Here is a 15,721-nt window from a genome sequence, read left to right on the forward strand (position 1 = left end):
CATTAACCATTGAATGACGCTTTCATGACAACGCTTGGCGCGAACGACCGGAACCGCACTTCGACCATGACGACCTATGCGCTGGTGAGCGTCGGCTGCCCACATTGCAGCGGCCAGTTCCTCGAGAACGCCAAGCTGGTACGCCCCGATGGCGCCGCCTGGTGTCCGCACTGCGAGAAGCTGTTCACGTTGGACGCCTCGGATCAGGCGACCCGCCGCACCCTCGCCGAAGCCAAGGCCGCCCGCCGTCGCCGCAAGGATCGTCTCAACGAGTTGCGCGCGACCTGGAAGGATGTCCCGGCTGCCGCGCCGGCAAAGCCGATACTGATGAGCGACGTACTGCGAGCGCTGGACGAGTTGCTGCTGCGACTGGATGGGATGACCGAGCGGAAACGTGGGTAAGCTCGATCGCCCGTGGGCGCTGCGGTCAACGCGCCCGGCGAAGCCTAGTCCTGCCCCGCCAGCGGATGGTGCGCTTCCACCAGCGACTTCAGCTTCTCGTCGAGTACGTGGGTGTAAATCTGCGTGGTCGAGATGTCGGAATGCCCGAGCAGCGTCTGCACCACCCTCAGGTCCGCTCCACCCGCCAGCAGATGGCTGGCAAAGGCGTGCCGCAGCACATGCGGCGACACTCGAGCCGCCGAAATTCCCGCCCGCCCGGCCAGGCCCTTCAGTTCACGCGCAAATACCTGCCGGCTGAGGTGGCCGCTCTCGCCGCCGGCCGGGAACAGCCAGATGCCTGGCTCGAGCCGCGTCAGGTAAGCCTTCACCGCGTCGCGCGCCCGATCGGTGAGCGGCACGATCCGTTCCTTGCCGCCCTTGCCGCGCACCGTGAGGAAGCTCGCGTCGCGCATCACCGCGGCGCGTTTCAGCTCCACCAGTTCCGAGACGCGCATCCCGGTAGCATAGAGCAGTTCGAGCAGCAGGTAGAGCCGCCCCGCCATGGCGCGCTTGGCGTCACTCGCCTCCGGCGCCTCGATTTCGGCTTCCGCAAGACCGAGCAGCCGATCGATCTCGGCAATCGACAGCACTTTGGGCAGGCTCCGACGCGCCTTGGGCGAAGCGATGATTCGCGTCGGGTCGTCGCCGCGTATCGCATCGGCGGCGAGGAACTTGTGGAACTGCCGGATCGCCGAGAGTTTGCGCGCACTTGAGGAGGCGGCGATCCCCTCGGCTTCGAGAAAGGCCAGGTATTCCGTCACCTGCTGACGCCCGGCCGCAGTCGGCCCTGTGCCACGGCGCGCCAGGAACCCGACATAGTCGCCGAGGTCGCGGCGGTAGGCCTCGATCGTGTTCCTGGCCGCGCCGCGCTCGGCGCTCATCATCTCGAGGAACGCGTCGACCAGATGGCCGCCGCTCATTCGATCCCCTGCTGCCGCGTCACCACCTCACCGTCGTCGGCAGGGACCTCGGTGGTCGGTTCGACCGACAGCGCCGGCGCCTCGGCGGCCGGTGGCGTCGTCGCCGGCGCCTCGGGCTGGCGCGTGGTGTTGATCTCGCGCCGCACCAGCGGGTCGCGCTGTGCCGATGGCACCAGATCGCGCGCCGGGATGCGGACGGTGACTTCCTTGTCGCGCGGCTGCACCATCGCGACGAGCGCGAACATGGCGCCGTAGCCAAGCCCGACCAGGACCAGCAGGATGACGATCAGGCGTATGAGAGTCGGCATGGCAATCCGCTTTTGTCACGCTACGGGTCAGTGTCCCCTGTTTGCCGGATGCGATCAAGGGCGCGCTAACCATAGCGCTCCGACCATAGCGGGCATTGACTTTATGCCGCCCTAACGGTTCAAACCGCCCGAACAGGGAAATGCGATGTCACGCGACGGCACGACCACCCGCGACGACCGGCGCGAGGATCTGCAACGGCTCCTCGGGCGCCGCCCGATCGTCCTGATCGGCATGATGGGCGCCGGCAAGACCACCGTTGGCCGCCGCCTCGCCGCCCGGCTCGGCCGCCACTTCGTCGACAGCGACGAGGAGGTGGAGAAGGCCGCCGGCATGACCATCGAGGACATCTTTCGCACCCACGGCGAAGCCGATTTCCGCGCCGGCGAGGTCAAGGTGATCGCCCGGCTGCTGAAGGACCACAACATCGTGCTGGGCACTGGCGGTGGCGCCTTCATCAACCCCGAGACTCGCGCTCTGGTGAAGGACGCGGCGATCTCGGTCTGGATCAAGGCCGATTTCGAGCTGTTGTTCCAGCGCGTTTCCCGCCGCTCCAACCGGCCGCTGCTGAAGACCGCCAATCCGCGCGAGACGCTGCAGAAGCTGATCGAGGTGCGCTATCCGGTCTATGCCGAGGCCGACGTCACCATCGTCTCGCGCGACGTGCCGCAGGATCAGGTGGCGAGCGAAGTGATCGATGCCGTGTTGGCACATTTGACCGCCGAGCAGAGCAATGACTGAGCCGACCAAGGTCCACGTCCCGCTGGGCGAGCGCGCCTACGACATCCTCATCGGCAATGGGCTGATCGACAATGCCGGCGCCCTGCTCAAGGCGAAGTTCCCCGGCCGCCGCTTCGGCATCGTCACCGACACCGAAGTCGCCATCGCACAACTGCCCCGGCTCACCGCCTCGCTCGATGCAGCCGAGGTGAAGTATGCGACCGTCGTGCTGCCCAATGGCGAGGGCACGAAATCCTTCGCTCGACTGGGCGAAACCGTCGACGCCATTCTCGCGGCGCGGCTCGAGCGTGGTGACCTGATCATCGCGCTGGGTGGCGGCGTCATCGGCGATCTCGCCGGCTTTGCCGCGGCCATTGCCCGGCGCGGCATGGATTTCGTCCAGGTGCCGACCTCGCTGCTGGCGCAGGTCGATAGCTCCGTCGGCGGCAAGACCGGCATCAACTCGCCGCACGGCAAGAACCTTATCGGCGCTTTCCATCAGCCCCGGCTGGTGCTCGCCGACCTCGATGCCCTCGACACCCTGCCGCCACGCCAGCTCGCCGCCGGCTATGCCGAGGTGGTGAAGTACGGGCTGATCGACGACGAGCCGTTCTACTTCTGGCTCGAGGACAACCGCCGCGACATCTTTGCTGGCAACGCCGCGTTGCGCGGCGAGATGGTGGCGCGCTGCTGCGCCGCCAAGACCCGTTTCGTTCTGGAAGACGAGAAGGAAACCGGGGTCCGCGCCCTGCTCAATCTCGGCCATACCTTCGGCCACGCACTCGAATCGGCGACCGGCTATTCCGATCGCCTGCTGCACGGCGAAGGCGTTGCCATCGGCATGGTGCTGGCGCACGGGTTCTCGGCCAGCCTGGGCCTCGCTCCAAGCCAGGATACCGGACGCATCGCCCAGCACCTCGGCGCTGCGGGCCTGCCGACCCATATCAACGACATTCCAGGCGAACTGCCCGACACCGACTACCTGATGAATGCAATTGCCCAGGACAAGAAGGTAGTGCGCGGCGCCCTCACCTTCATCCTCACCCATGGCATCGGCCGGGCCTTCATTGAAAAGAACGTCGACCCGGCCACCGTGCGCGCCTACCTAGAAGCGGTCAGGAACCACCACTAACTCCGTCGCCTCCCCTCCCCCTTGTGGGTGTATGGACCGGAGACATCGCGAACAGTTCTGGATGCTATCGAGCGAGGGGCGATGGTTTCTATTTTCTGGTGTCGGAAGAAGGCATCGAAGACGCCGTCAGCTTGAGTTGGCCTCAAGGGGGACGGAGGCGATGGCCGCAGGCGTCCAGTTCATCCGTGAGGCGTTCCGGGCCCGAACCACATGGCAAGCGCCTCCGCCAGCCCTTGTCCTGACTCGTCCCCGACCCAGGCCACATAGCCGTCGGGCCGGATCAGCAGGGCCGCCGGCGCTGTGACCGAACCCATCGCCGGCAACGCCCACGGCCCGGCAGATGTCGCATCCACCACTTCGACCCGATCCGCCCATGGTGCGAGCTTGAGGGTGCCTGGCGCAGCAAGGTTGAGCAGCACCGGCCGCGCCGCGTGCAACAGGTCGGACACCCGCTGCCGGCCGCTGGCGGTCTCGATGTCGAGGTCCGGCATGCGGCGCCCCAGCAACGGGTGGCCCTCGCCGAGATCGTAGTGGATGCCGAGCCCGGTGAGGTCTGCAGCAACATGCCGACGTGGCTCATCGAGCTCAAGCAGGTCGGCCATCGTCTGACGCAACGCCTTGGTGCGGTCGTCCTCGCGGCGCAGCGCCACCGCCGCCATGGTGTAACGCAACACCTTGGCGCCCACCGGGTGTCGCTCGTCATGATAGCTGTCGAGCAGGCTCTCGGGCGCGTTCCCCTTGATCACCTGCGCCAGCTTCCAGCCAAGGTTCACCGCATCCTGCACCCCGGTCTGCAACCCCATGCCGCCATCGGGCGGATGGATGTGCGCCGCGTCGCCCGCCACCAGCACGCGCCCGTGCCGATAGGCGGCGGCCTGTCGCGCCGCATCGGTGAAGCGAGTGATCGACGTCGGGCTGTGGATGCCGTAGTCGGTGCCGTAGACACCGATCAGCACCTCTTTCACCTCGTCCAGCGTCGGCTCGCCGCTCTTGCCCACCTCCCGCTCGGTCACCAGCACCCGCACCGGACCGCTTTTCGCGAAGATGATCTGGCCGTCGCGGATTTCATACTCGGCGCGTCCGATCGAGTGGATGCCGGTGGCATCGCGGCGAATTCCCAGTTCCGGCGGCTCCTCGGCCATTTCGGCTTCGGCAATCAGGTTGCTGGTGGTGGGCTCGGACCCGGGGAATTCTATGCCGGCGGCCTTGCGGACCAGGCTCCGCCCGCCGTCGCAGCCGACGAGATACTGCGCCCGCATCGTCTCACCATCGCCGAGCGCCACGTCGACACCGGCATCGGTCTGGGTAAAGCCGATGACCTCGGTGCCGCGATAGACCGTCACGTCCAACTCGTCGACCCAGCCGCCGAGGATCCGCTCGATATGGTTCTGCCACAGGCCAAGCGTATAGGGATGGCGCGTCGGAAAGCCGCTGAGGTCGAGGCGGACGCCGGCAAATCCCACCGCCTGCGCCACCTGCCCTTCGGCGAGAAACCGCTCGCCGATGCCACGCTGGTCGAAGATTTCGAGCGTCCGGGGATGGAGCCCCCCGGCGCGCGCTCCAACCACCTCGCGGCTCTGCCGGCGCTCGACGACCGCTGCGTCGATGCCGGCCAGCGCCAGTTCACCGGCCAGCATCAAGCCGGTCGGGCCACCACCGGCAATGAGCACCTGATGTTCGGATCTACGCATCTGTTGTCTCCGTTCTGAGGGACGAGGACACGCCTTTTACGGGATGGCCGGGGTCTTGAAGCAAGCCCCTTCTGCGCTACATATCAGTATGGGCGGAGGGCGAGATCGCGCTACGCCGGCTTCCTCCGACATGTATTCTGCCGCCTGAATGCGCTCACGCGCCGGCATCGATTCGTGCTGCGCGACCATCGCCGAGGAAAAGCCATGTCCGATCGCCGCCCGTTGCTCGTCATCGACGGCGACTCGTTCGCCCACCGCGCCTATCACGCCTTGCCCAAGACGGTGCGTCGGGCCGGCGATCGCGGCGGCGGCGCCATAGTCGGCTTCACCAACTACCTGATCCGGCTGCACGAAGCCGAGCAACCGCGCGCCGTGGTGGTCGGCTGGGACACGCTGGCCGAACCCAACTGGCGAGCCCTTGAGTTCGCCCCCTATCAAGGCGGCCGCATCTTCGAGGACGAAATCGTCGAGCAACTCGAGGTCCTGCCAGAGATGGTCACCGCGTGCGGCTTCGTCTTTGGCAAGGCCGGCCGCTTCGAGGCGGACGATTTCCTCGCCACCGCCGTGGCGATGGAAGAAGCCTCCGGCGGCACCGCCCTGGTCGCCACCAGCGACCGCGACGCTTACCAACTGGCCTCGGAGCGAACCACCATTCTCGCGCCGATCAAGGGGGGCGAGATTGCCCGTATCGACCCTGCCGGTGTGCGTGAGCGCTACAAGGTCGAGCCGCGCCAGGTCCCCGATTTCATCGCGCTGCGCGGCGACCCGTCCGACAAGATTCCCGGCGCCAAGGGGGTCGGCGAGGCCACGGCGGCCAGCCTGTTGCAGCGTTACCCCGATCTCGAAGCGATGATCGCCGACAACCGCTTCCCCACCCAGGCCGATGACCTGAGACTCTATAAGCGCATCGCCACCATGGTGACGGATGCGCCGCTCGGGCCCATTCCCGACGCCAGGCCGACCTGGGGCAAGGCCGCGGCGCTCGCCCGCGACTGGGAGCTGAATAACCTTGCCGACCGGCTGCAGCAGCTGGCCGACAAGATGTAGCTTGGCTTACGGCGCAACCGAGATCACCACCCGACGGTTGGCGTAGAACGTATCTCCGAACTGCTCGGTGGCGCCGGCGCCGGTGGCCGAGACCTTTTCGAACTTCAACCCGGCCTGCTTGAGATAGGCGAGCACGTTCTGCGCCCGCTCGATGGCGAACAGCGCATTGGTGGCGTGGTTGCCGGCGCGGCTCGAGTAGCCGGTGACCAGCACCTTGCACTTCTGCTCCCCGATATCGGCAACGATCTGGTCGAGCCGCTGCATCAGCCTGGGCGTCAGGTCGTTCGAGCTCTCGTTGAAGCCGACGACGTTGTAGAGTTCATCGCGGTTGCAGCTGGGGCTCGCGGCGCCTGCTGGCTCCGCCGCAGCGAGGCTTGCAGTGGCGAGCGGTTTGTCGGCCTTGGCCGCCTCCGGCAATTTCAGGGCAGTTACCGCGGCTGGCGCCTTCACTGCCGGAGCCGCGGCAGGCTCCTCGGCCACCGCCGCAACTTCCGTCGTCACCGGCTCCACCACCGGTTGCGCTGCAGCGATGGTGGCGTCGGGCAGCGGCCAGCCGCCGGTCGGCGCCCGCGAGACGCCTTCGACATTGCCGTCCTTCAGCACCAGGAATTCGCCCAGCAACTCGTTCTCGGTATTGGCGGTGGTGCCCTGGGTCGATAGCCCCGACACCGTCACAGCCCGGCCATTCACCGCTACTGCCGCGAGATAGAGGTTGCGGTCGCGGTTGGAGCCGTCACCGCCATAGGCCTCGTTCACCAGCCGCACGCGGACTTCACCACCGGGCTTGAACAGCTCTTCGGGGATATCGAAGTCGAAGGCCTGCACGTAGGGCGTCTTGTCTTCGGCGTCGGCGAAGCGGCCAGTGGTCGCCGTGTCGATGGCGGCGTTCACCGCCCCCTCGCCCAGCACCTTGCCGTCGAACGTCACCTCGAACTTCGGCGGCCCGTCATAGGCCTCGCCGCCGATGATCAACTGCAGGCTGCTGCCCGCGGCGAAGGCACCGGGTACTGCGCATAGCGCAAAGGCGGCCGCGAGGACCGCCGTCTTCAAAGTGGACATGTCGCCCTCCACATCTGTCTGCGAGGATCAGTGCTAGGCAACGCCTTGGGCGATAGTTCGGAGACAAAGCGGCAAGCTGCCACGGCTTCGCCCGGCTTTGGCCGCAAAGCAAAGCGCCGGTTGCAGCATCGGGCAGTTGCACCCATATCTGCCGCATCCAAACCGAACAGAGAAGATCAGTGCGTCGAGGCCACAATCTCGACGGCCAACGCATGGACACCGGCCTTGAGCTCGGCGTCGAGCGCCTCCATCACGGCACGATGCTGTGCGAGGCGTGACTGTCCCGTGAACAGCGGTGAAGCGATCCGGACCCGGAAATGCGTCTCGCCGCCCTCCCGATAACCACCGTGCCCTCTATGTTTCTCGCTCTCGTCAATCACTTCAAGATGGGTCGGAGCGAATTTGACCGAAAGTTTTTCTGCAATCGTGTCGCGAACGGACATATGGATACCGGTTCAGTTTGAGGCGTGGCCGAGGCCCCGTAACTAGGATTGATGAAGCTGGATTCCAAGTATTTTGACCGCATCCGGATCCGATCTCGGCACCCGGAACCCGAAGCGCAGCCCGAAGTTCCGGCCTGCGGATGGGAGGGGTGCGACCAGCCTGGCCTCTACAAGGCACCCAAGGGCAATCGCGCCATCGGCCAATACCACCATTTCTGCCTCGAGCACGTGCGCCACTACAACCAGGTGTTCAACTTCTTTGCGGGCATGAAGCCCGAGGAGATGGAAAACCACCTGCATGCCGAGAAGGAAACCGATGGCCGCCCGAGCTGGGGTTTCGGCGCCAAGCCGGGCGCCGGCACCGGGCCGCGCATGCCGCGCGGCGCCCCGCGTGACCCGACGGCAAAACGCGTCAACGACCCGTTCGGGGTGTTTGCCCGCTACGCCCGCCACCAGAAGCGCGAGCCGCAGCAGGAGCGGGTCAAGCCCCTGCACGAGCAGGACCGCCGTTCGTTCGAGACCCTCGGTTTCAAGGGCTACGCCAAGTCCGATGAGATCAAGGCTGCCTACAAGGCGTTGGTGAAGGTGCACCACCCCGACGCCAATGGTGGCGACAAGAGCTCCGAGGACCGGCTACGGGCCATCATCGCAGCCTACGCTCACCTCAAGTCGAAGGGCTTCGTCGCGCGCTGAGGGCCGGTGATGGGCGAGGGAACAGCTGAGGGGCAGCCGGTCTGGGACGGTCGCGTCATCCTGTGCACCGAGCGGCTGAAGCTTAGGACCTTCCTCGAAGCCGACCTGCCACACTATGCGGCGCTCAACGCCGATCTGGAGGTCATGCGATACCTGGGCGGTCACGCCCTCAGCCGCGCCGATTCCGACACGATCGCCAGTGCGGCGCAACGTTCATTCGCGACCACCGGGGTAGGCAAGGTCGCGGTCGAACGTGCAGCGGACGGTGTGTTCCTCGGCATGTGCGGGCTTTCCGTCGAGCCCTGGTATCCCGACGATCTCGAGATCGGTTGGCGGCTGGCGCGGCAATTCTGGGGTCGCGGTTACGCCAGCGAGGCCGCGACAGCCTGGATGGGCTACGCCTTCGAGGTGCTCGATGCACCTCGCGTCATCTCGGTAGCCGACGTGCCGAACCGGCGCAGCATTGCGGTGATGCAGCGGATCGGCCTCTCCCTCGACCACTATGCGACGCTTGCCGACGGGAACGAAACCTTCGAAGCGGCGATCTACGCTCTGCCCGCCGCTGCCTGGCGCGCTGCTCACGCCCGACCATGACCGGATGAATATTTGTTATGGCCGCATTTGCGCCGACAATGACGAGCAGCGAAGTCCCCGCCGCTGCGAAGAAAGCCGTCACGACAGCGATCCGGCAGCCCGTCGTCCGATTGTCGTCGAGCCCTACCGCGCCGCACCCGATGCTGCTATAGAGCCGGCAACCGCCAAGGCAGCCGTCTTGACCTATTTCCTTCCGCGAGCCTCGTGAAATGCCTGAATTCAACAATCTGCCGAACAAGCAATATTCCGTCCGCGAAACCTTTGGCATCGACAGCGACATGAAGGTGATGGGCTATGCGGAAACCGATCCGCATGTGCCGCCGCTGGATCCGGACTACCTGTTCGACCGCAACACCACGCTGGCCATCCTTGCAGGCTTTGCCTTCAATCGCCGCGTCATGGTGCAGGGCTACCACGGCACCGGCAAGTCGACGCATATCGAGCAGGTCGCGGCGCGCCTGAACTGGCCGCTGGTGCGCGTCAACCTCGACGCCCACGTCTCGCGTATCGATCTCGTCGGCAAGGACGCGATCGTCTTGAAGGACGGCAAGCAGATCACCGAGTTCCGTGATGGCATCCTGCCCTGGGCGGTGCAGAACAACATCGCGCTGGTGTTCGACGAGTACGATGCCGGCCGCCCGGACGTGATGTTCGTGATCCAGCGCGTGCTCGAGACCCAGGGCCGGCTGACCCTGCTCGACCAGAACCGTGTCATCACCCCGCACCCGGCTTTCCGGCTGTTCGCCACCACCAACACCATTGGCCTCGGCGACACGTCGGGCCTCTATCACGGCACCCAGCAGATCAACCAGGGCCAGATGGACCGCTGGTCGATCGTCACCACGCTGAACTACCTGCCGCACGACAAGGAAGTCGGGATCGTCCTCGCCAAGGCCAAGACCTATACCGGCGAGAAGGGCAAGAAGACCGTCAACAACATGGTCCGGCTGGCCGATCTGACCCGCCAGGCCTTTATCAACGGCGACCTGTCGACGGTGATGAGCCCGCGTACGGTGATCACCTGGGCCGAAAACGCCGAGATCTTCGGCGATGTCGGCTTCGCCTTCCGGCTGACCTTCCTCAACAAGTGCGACGAACTCGAGCGCCCCGTGGTGGCAGAGTTCTACCAGCGCGTGTTCGGCGAAGACCTGCCGGAATCGGCTGCCAACCTGGCGGTGACCGCCTAACAGCGCTTTCAGCAGAAGTTGCCGACTTTTCCGGTTCGAAAGCGTGCCAAATCAGTGATCTAGAGCGTTTCGGCGTTTCGTTGAAACGGCGGGCGCTTTAGCCGGGACGGACGACTTGGCCCAGAACATCTACGACGACCCGAAATTCCTTGCCGGGTACAGCCAGTTCCCCCGCTCGCGCGATGGCCTCGAGGCCACGAGCGAGTGGCCGGCCTTGCGCGCCCTGCTGCCGGAAATCGCCGGCAAGCGCGTCGTCGATCTGGGCTGCGGTTTCGGCCAGTTGAGCCGCTGGCTTGGCGACGCCGGCGCGGCTTCGGTGCTCGGCATCGATCTCAGCGAGAAGATGCTGGCCCGGGCCCTGGCCGAGACCAGCAATCCGTCCGTCAGCTATCGGCGCGGCAACCTCGACGAGTTGGTGCTGCCGCCCGCTAGCGCCGACCTGATCGTCAGCTCCATGGCGCTGCACTATGTCGAGGACTTCGGTCGCATCAGCGCCATGCTGTACGCCGCACTCGCACCGGGGGGCCAAATGGCCTTCTCGGTTGAACACCCGATCTATGCGGCGCGCGCCGAACCCGAATGGGTCACCGCCGCTGACGGCCGGCAGGCCTTTGCCATTGCCGACTACCTGGTCGAAGGCCGTCGCGTCACCAACTGGATCGTCGACGGCATCGTCAAGTATCACCGCACCATCGGCACCATGCTGAACATCCTGATTGGCGCCGGCTTCGCATACCGTGCCGTCAACGAATGGAAACCTTCGGACGAACAGTTCGACGCCCATCCCGAATGGCGCGCCACCGAGCTGACCCGCCCGATGTTCTTGCTGATGTCCCTGACCAAGCCTCGCTAACGAGAACTCTGATGGCCCCTCCGCCGCGCTCCAAGCAGAACAAGCCCGACACCACCGCCCCGTTCAAATCGGCGATGGGCGCCGCGGTGCGCGCCATTGGTGGCAAGCGTGACCTCGAGGTGAGCTTTTCGGCCGATCGCCCCATCCTCACCGCCGACAAAGCACGGCTCGCCAACCTGCCGCGCCTGCCGACGCTGCGCGACATCGCCATTGCTCGCGGCCAGGGCGACGCCATGGCGATGCGGCTCGCCAGCCACGACCCTGACACGCATCGCAAGCGCGCCCCGGCCGAACCGGAAGCCCGCGCTGCCTATGATGCGCTGGAGCAGGCCCGGGTCGAGGCGCTGGGCTGCATCCGCATGCCCGGCATGACCGGCAATATCCACGAAATGCTGGAAGATCGGCTGTTCCGCCAGAACTTCGCCGAGGTCAGCGACAAGGCCGATGCCCCCTTGGCGGAGGCGCTCGGGTTGATCCTGCGCGAACGCGTCGCCGGCGTTTCCATTCCGCCCTCCGGCAATGCCATCGTCGAGCTGTGGAAGAAGGAAATCGAGGAGCGCGCCGGCAATTCGCTGACGACGCTCCTCACCAAGTTCGAGGATCAGGAGCTGTTCAGCCGCGCCACCCGGCAGCTGCTGCGCGACCTGAGCCTCGTGCCCGACAGCGATCTCGATGACGGCAAGAGCGACGACAGCGAACAGGGCGACGACCAGGAACCCGAGCGCGGCCAGGACGATGAGAAGAACCCCGAGCAGGGCGAGGGGGAGAGCGAGGACGCCGAGGCCGACGAGGACCAGACCCCTGGTCAATCGGAGCAGGAAGGCGAAGTCGAAGGCGCGGAGATGGATTTCTCCGAGACCGACGAGGACGACAGCTCCGAGTCGGGCGAGGATCAGCCCAATCCGCCGCCGCCCGGCGCCAACGCCAAAGAGTTCCAGAACGTCTTCAACTATAAGATCTTCACCCAGAAGTTCGACGAGGTGGTGCGGGCTCCCGATCTCTGCCCGCCCGAAGAGCTCGACCAGTTGCGTGCACTGCTCGACAAGCAGCTCGAGAACCTCGCCGGCGCCGTGGCGCGGCTCGCCAACAAGCTGCAGCGCCGGCTGATGGCGCAGCAGAACCGCAGCTGGGAGTTCGATCTCGAGGAAGGCCTGCTCGATACGGCGCGTTTGACCCGCGTGGTCACCGATCCGCTGCAGGCGCTGAGCTTCAAGGTCGAGCGCGACACCGATTTCCGCGACACCGTGGTGACGCTGCTGCTCGACAATTCCGGCTCGATGCGCGGCCGCCCGATCACCATTGCGGCGATCTGCGGCGACATTCTCGCCCGCACCCTCGAGCGCTGCGGCGTCAAGGTCGAAATCCTCGGCTTCACCACCCGCGCCTGGAAGGGCGGCAAGAGCCGCGAGGCCTGGCTCGAGGCGGGTCGTCCGCCCAATCCCGGCCGCGTCAACGACATCCGCCACATCATCTACAAGGCGGCCGATGAGCCCTGGCGGCACGCCCGGCGCAATCTCGGCCTGATGATGCGCGAGGGGTTGCTGAAGGAGAACATCGACGGCGAAGCCCTGCAATGGGCGCACAAACGCCTGCTCGCCCGGTCCGAAAATCGCCGCATCCTGATGGTGATCTCCGATGGCGCGCCGGTCGACGATTCGACTCAGAGCGTCAACGCCGGCAACTATCTCGAGGCCCACTTGCGCCAGGTGATCGAAGACATCGAGACCCGCTCTTCCGTGCAACTGGTCGCGGTCGGCATCGGCCACGACGTCACCCGCTATTACCGGCGCGCCGTGACGCTGCTCGATGCCGAAGAACTGGCCGGGGCGCTCACCGACGAACTCGCCTCGCTGTTCGACGAGGAAGCTCCGGGCGCCTTCCGCAAGAGCCGTTACGGATGATCGCTGCACGGCGTGCCTCGCGTCTCGCCGGAGCGGCACTGCTGATCGCAAGCGCAGGCGCCGCCCTGCTGGTGGCGGGCGGGCTGGGGGTTCGGGCCGACGACGAGACGGTCACCTCTGTGCCGCTCTCGACCTTCGCGTCAGCGGGCATCGGCCAGCGCGTCCAGGGCCTCATCTGGCGTGGCGGCATTGAGATGCAGAGCCAGACCGACACCTTCGGCGGCCTCTCCGGCCTCGGCTTCACCGGGCCCGACGGGCGCCTGGTGATGGTCTCGGACCGCGGCAACTTCGTTTCCGGGCAGCTGCTCTACGACGAAGCGGCGCGGCCGATGGGGCTGATCGGCGTCAAGGTCGAGCCGATCCAGAATTCCAAGGGCAAGGAGTTGCCACGCGCCTATTCGCGCGACGCAGAAGCGCTGGCGGTGATCGAGCGCGACGGCAAGCCGAGCGCCGTGCGTGTCGGCTTCGAGAACCTTACCCGCGTGGCCGATTTTGCACTGGTCGACGGCGTGCCGCACGGCGCCGCCCGCGAGGTCAACATCCCCAGATGGCTGACCGACACCCGCACCAACGAGACGCTGGAGGCCGTCTGCATCGCCCCCGCCACCTCGCCCATATCAGGCTCGACGCTGCTCCTGACCGAGGGCATCATCGACGATGATGGCCAGCACTCGGCCTATCTTCTCGGGCAGAACGACAAGGGCCCGCTGAGCTACATCTCGGGCGACGGCACCAACCCGACCGACTGCGCCTTCATGCCGAACGGCGACCTGCTGGTGCTCGAGCGCGGCATCGCGCTCCTCGCCTTCCAGATGCGGCTGGTCCGCATCCCGGCCGCCGAAGTAAAGGCGGGCGCCCACATGAAAGGTGAGCAGCTGTTGCATGCCGCCGGCGGCGACATCGACAACATGGAAGCCCTCGCCGTCCACACGGCACCCGATGGCACCACCCGCATCACCCTGGTGTCGGACAACAACTTCAACGACTGGGAACGCAACCTGCTGCTGGAGTTCAGCCTGCCGGAGTGATGAGGAGGACGGGATGTCGGCAAGAGACGTGCTTCAGGCCTACGCTGACCGCATCAACCGCCAGGATTTCGACCTGCTGACCGAGCTCATCGCGCCGGACGCCACATTCTGGTTCTCGAGCGGCACGCATCGCGGCATCTCCGCCATCCGCGCCGCGTTCGAGGCGACCTGGAGCGCGATGGGCCCCGATGAGCACTACTGGCTCGACCAGCTCGAATGGATCGCCGAGGGCGACAGCGCCGCCGCCTGCATCTACCGCTTCAACTGGGAGACGCTTGCCGACGGCAAGTCGATCTCCGGCTCCGGCCGCGGCACCACGGTGCTCAACCGCGTGGACCATCGCTGGTGGATCGTCCACGAGCACCTGAGCGGCTGGCCGGACTAGGGCGCACGAAGAGCTTTGGTGCCGGCGCGGGTCGACCCTGCTCAATCGCGAAGCGCGCTAGGCCGCAGCCTGCAGCGGCGGCAGCGGCATCAACTTGCCCATCAGCGCGCGATAGGGCGCGAGCAGCAGCAGCGCCGCGAGGAACTTCACCAGGAAGTCACCGGCCGCCAGCGAGAACCACAGCGGCACCTCGGCCCCGAGGCTGAGGAACGGCGCCGGAAAACCGAGCGAACCGTCCTGGGCGCCATAAAGGCCGTCGACGAAGCCGAAGGCCGGTGCGAAGGCAATGGAAAAGAAGATCGCCGTATCGAGGAGCGAGCCGACAAGCGAGCCGACCAGCGGCGGCAGGAACCAGTTCCGGCTCGCCCTGAGGCGCGAGAACACCGAGATGTCGAGCAGCTGCCCGATAAGGAACGCCGTAACCGATGCCGTGGCGATGCGCGCCGTTGTCGCCGGCGAGCCGCCAAGGTTCCAGGGCAGCGGGTTGAAGCTCAGGTAGAACGACAGCGCCACCGCGACGATGAAGCCGACCAGCACCACCAGACGCGCCCGGGCGGCGCCATCATAGCGGTTGGTGAGGTCGGTAACGAGGAAGGCGAACGGGTAGGTGAAGGCGCCCCAGGTGAGGAGATCCTTGAGATCGACCGGTCCGAGCGTCGCATCGACCGGGTAGAGCACGAGAATGTTGGACGCGGTGATGACCACGACCATGGCGGCAATGGCCGCGACGAAGCGAGCGAGCATATCCTGCACCTCTATGGTAGCCGCTGACCGGCATCAGACCGGGGCGGAGGGTTAGAGCTTTACGCTCTAGGTGACGTTCTAGACTCGGTGTCATTCCCGCGAAAGCGGGAACCTCTGTTTTCGTGCGACGGGCACGATCCTAAACGGAGATCCCCGCTTTCGCGGGGATGACACCGGTGATGTATGAGAAATCGTCCTCAAAACAAACCGCGCGCCCCTTTCGGGACGCGCGGCGAAAACTGAAAGGCAGGACGCTTACGCCGTCGCGAGAGCGGCGCGGACTTCCTTCTTCACGGCAAGCGCGACGGGCGACAGCTCGGCGTCATCTGCCTTGAGCAGGAACGCATCGAGGCCACCGCGGTGCTCGACCGAACGCAGCGCGTTCGCCGAAATCCGGAGCTTCACGGTGCGGCCGAGCGTATCGGACAGCAGCGAAACGTTGAGGAGGTTGGGGAGGAAGCGGCGACGGGTACGGTTGAGCGCATGGCTCACCTTGTTCCCGGTCATCACGCCCTTACCGGTGAGTTCGCAGCGGCGAGCCATTGGAGTATCCTGTCAAAAGGCCCTCGGCGGGGGA

The 15,721-nt window shown here is 65.9% G+C and carries 18 protein-coding genes; 11 read left to right on the top strand and 7 right to left on the bottom strand.

The window, feature by feature from the left end:
* The first annotated feature begins 24 nt into the window (after positions 1-24).
* Entirely contained in the window at positions 25-402 is a 378-nt protein-coding gene (locus VGV07_RS00720) for a hypothetical protein (protein ID WP_326866752.1), read from the top strand.
* A 44-nt stretch (positions 403-446) separates the two neighbouring features.
* Here the strand turns inward: VGV07_RS00720 and VGV07_RS00725 are convergent, their stop codons facing one another.
* Together VGV07_RS00725 and VGV07_RS00730 are read right to left on the bottom strand one after the other, a co-directional pair.
* Positions 447-1,361 carry a site-specific tyrosine recombinase XerD gene (locus VGV07_RS00725; protein WP_326866753.1) on the bottom strand — a complete coding sequence of 305 codons (915 nt, stop codon included), beginning with the start codon at positions 1,359-1,361 and terminating at the stop codon, positions 447-449.
* On the bottom strand, positions 1,358-1,669 hold the full coding sequence (locus VGV07_RS00730) for a hypothetical protein (protein ID WP_326866773.1): 312 nt from the start codon (positions 1,667-1,669) through the stop codon (positions 1,358-1,360). The genes VGV07_RS00725 and VGV07_RS00730 overlap by 4 nt, the downstream gene beginning before the upstream one ends.
* A 145-nt stretch (positions 1,670-1,814) precedes the next feature.
* Here VGV07_RS00730 and VGV07_RS00735 point away from each other — a divergent pair, with 145 nt between their 5' ends.
* Both VGV07_RS00735 and aroB read left to right on the top strand, forming a co-directional pair.
* The gene (locus VGV07_RS00735) at positions 1,815-2,408 is read left to right on the top strand and encodes a shikimate kinase (RefSeq protein WP_326866754.1); all 594 of its coding nucleotides are present in this window, start codon (positions 1,815-1,817) and stop codon (positions 2,406-2,408) included.
* The gene (gene aroB, locus VGV07_RS00740; protein ID WP_326866755.1) at positions 2,401-3,519 is read left to right on the top strand and encodes a 3-dehydroquinate synthase; all 1,119 of its coding nucleotides are present in this window, start codon (positions 2,401-2,403) and stop codon (positions 3,517-3,519) included. The genes VGV07_RS00735 and aroB overlap by 8 nt, the downstream gene beginning before the upstream one ends.
* Before the next feature lie 179 nt (positions 3,520-3,698).
* Here the strand turns inward: aroB and VGV07_RS00745 are convergent, their stop codons facing one another.
* The gene (locus VGV07_RS00745; protein WP_326866756.1) at positions 3,699-5,210 is read right to left on the bottom strand and encodes an FAD-dependent monooxygenase; all 1,512 of its coding nucleotides are present in this window, start codon (positions 5,208-5,210) and stop codon (positions 3,699-3,701) included.
* Positions 5,211-5,414: 204 nt separating this feature from the next.
* Here VGV07_RS00745 and VGV07_RS00750 point away from each other — a divergent pair, with 204 nt between their 5' ends.
* Positions 5,415-6,257, top strand: coding sequence for a 5'-3' exonuclease (locus tag VGV07_RS00750; RefSeq protein ID WP_326866757.1), 843 nt, complete (start codon positions 5,415-5,417; stop codon positions 6,255-6,257).
* A 6-nt stretch (positions 6,258-6,263) separates the two neighbouring features.
* On the opposite strand, the gene VGV07_RS00755 is transcribed toward VGV07_RS00750, so the two are convergent.
* On the bottom strand, positions 6,264-7,316 hold the full coding sequence (locus tag VGV07_RS00755; RefSeq protein WP_326866759.1) for an OmpA family protein: 1,053 nt from the start codon (positions 7,314-7,316) through the stop codon (positions 6,264-6,266).
* Positions 7,317-7,492: 176 nt separating this feature from the next.
* Entirely contained in the window at positions 7,493-7,759 is a 267-nt protein-coding gene (locus VGV07_RS00760) for a BolA family protein (protein ID WP_326866761.1), read from the bottom strand.
* Between the two features lie 51 nt (positions 7,760-7,810).
* On the opposite strand from VGV07_RS00760, the gene VGV07_RS00765 reads away from it, so the two are divergent.
* The 7 genes from VGV07_RS00765 (at position 7,811) to VGV07_RS00795 (ending at position 14,400) form a co-directional block, all read left to right on the top strand.
* Complete coding sequence (locus VGV07_RS00765; protein ID WP_326866762.1) at positions 7,811-8,452, top strand: J domain-containing protein; 642 nt, start codon at positions 7,811-7,813, stop codon at positions 8,450-8,452.
* Between the two features lie 9 nt (positions 8,453-8,461).
* A complete protein-coding gene (locus VGV07_RS00770; protein WP_326866763.1) occupies positions 8,462-9,046 on the top strand; it encodes a GNAT family N-acetyltransferase in 585 nt (194 codons plus the stop codon).
* Positions 9,047-9,255: 209 nt separating this feature from the next.
* A complete protein-coding gene (cobS, locus tag VGV07_RS00775; protein ID WP_291312636.1) occupies positions 9,256-10,233 on the top strand; it encodes a cobaltochelatase subunit CobS in 978 nt (325 codons plus the stop codon).
* 115 nt (positions 10,234-10,348) lie between these two features.
* The gene (locus VGV07_RS00780; RefSeq protein WP_326866764.1) at positions 10,349-11,086 is read left to right on the top strand and encodes a class I SAM-dependent methyltransferase; all 738 of its coding nucleotides are present in this window, start codon (positions 10,349-10,351) and stop codon (positions 11,084-11,086) included.
* An 11-nt stretch (positions 11,087-11,097) separates the two neighbouring features.
* A complete protein-coding gene (cobT, locus tag VGV07_RS00785) occupies positions 11,098-12,987 on the top strand; it encodes a cobaltochelatase subunit CobT (protein ID WP_326866765.1) in 1,890 nt (629 codons plus the stop codon).
* Positions 12,984-14,015 (top strand): esterase-like activity of phytase family protein, encoded by a 1,032-nt coding sequence (locus VGV07_RS00790; RefSeq protein ID WP_326866766.1) that lies wholly within the window; start codon positions 12,984-12,986, stop codon positions 14,013-14,015. Before cobT ends, VGV07_RS00790 begins: the two co-directional genes overlap by 4 nt.
* 13 nt (positions 14,016-14,028) lie before the next feature.
* Positions 14,029-14,400 (top strand): nuclear transport factor 2 family protein, encoded by a 372-nt coding sequence (locus VGV07_RS00795; RefSeq protein ID WP_326866767.1) that lies wholly within the window; start codon positions 14,029-14,031, stop codon positions 14,398-14,400.
* A 57-nt stretch (positions 14,401-14,457) separates the two neighbouring features.
* Here VGV07_RS00795 and VGV07_RS00800 read toward each other — a convergent pair whose 3' ends face one another.
* Positions 14,458-15,144 carry a queuosine precursor transporter gene (locus VGV07_RS00800; RefSeq protein WP_326866768.1) on the bottom strand — a complete coding sequence of 229 codons (687 nt, stop codon included), beginning with the start codon at positions 15,142-15,144 and terminating at the stop codon, positions 14,458-14,460.
* Positions 15,145-15,399: 255 nt separating this feature from the next.
* On the bottom strand, positions 15,400-15,687 hold the full coding sequence (gene rpmB / locus VGV07_RS00805) for a 50S ribosomal protein L28 (RefSeq protein WP_326866770.1): 288 nt from the start codon (positions 15,685-15,687) through the stop codon (positions 15,400-15,402).
* Positions 15,688-15,721 lie beyond the last annotated feature (34 nt).

Origin of the sequence: Devosia sp. (assembly GCF_035944845.1) — a bacterium.
Taxonomy (GTDB): Bacteria; Pseudomonadota; Alphaproteobacteria; order Rhizobiales; family Devosiaceae; genus Devosia_A.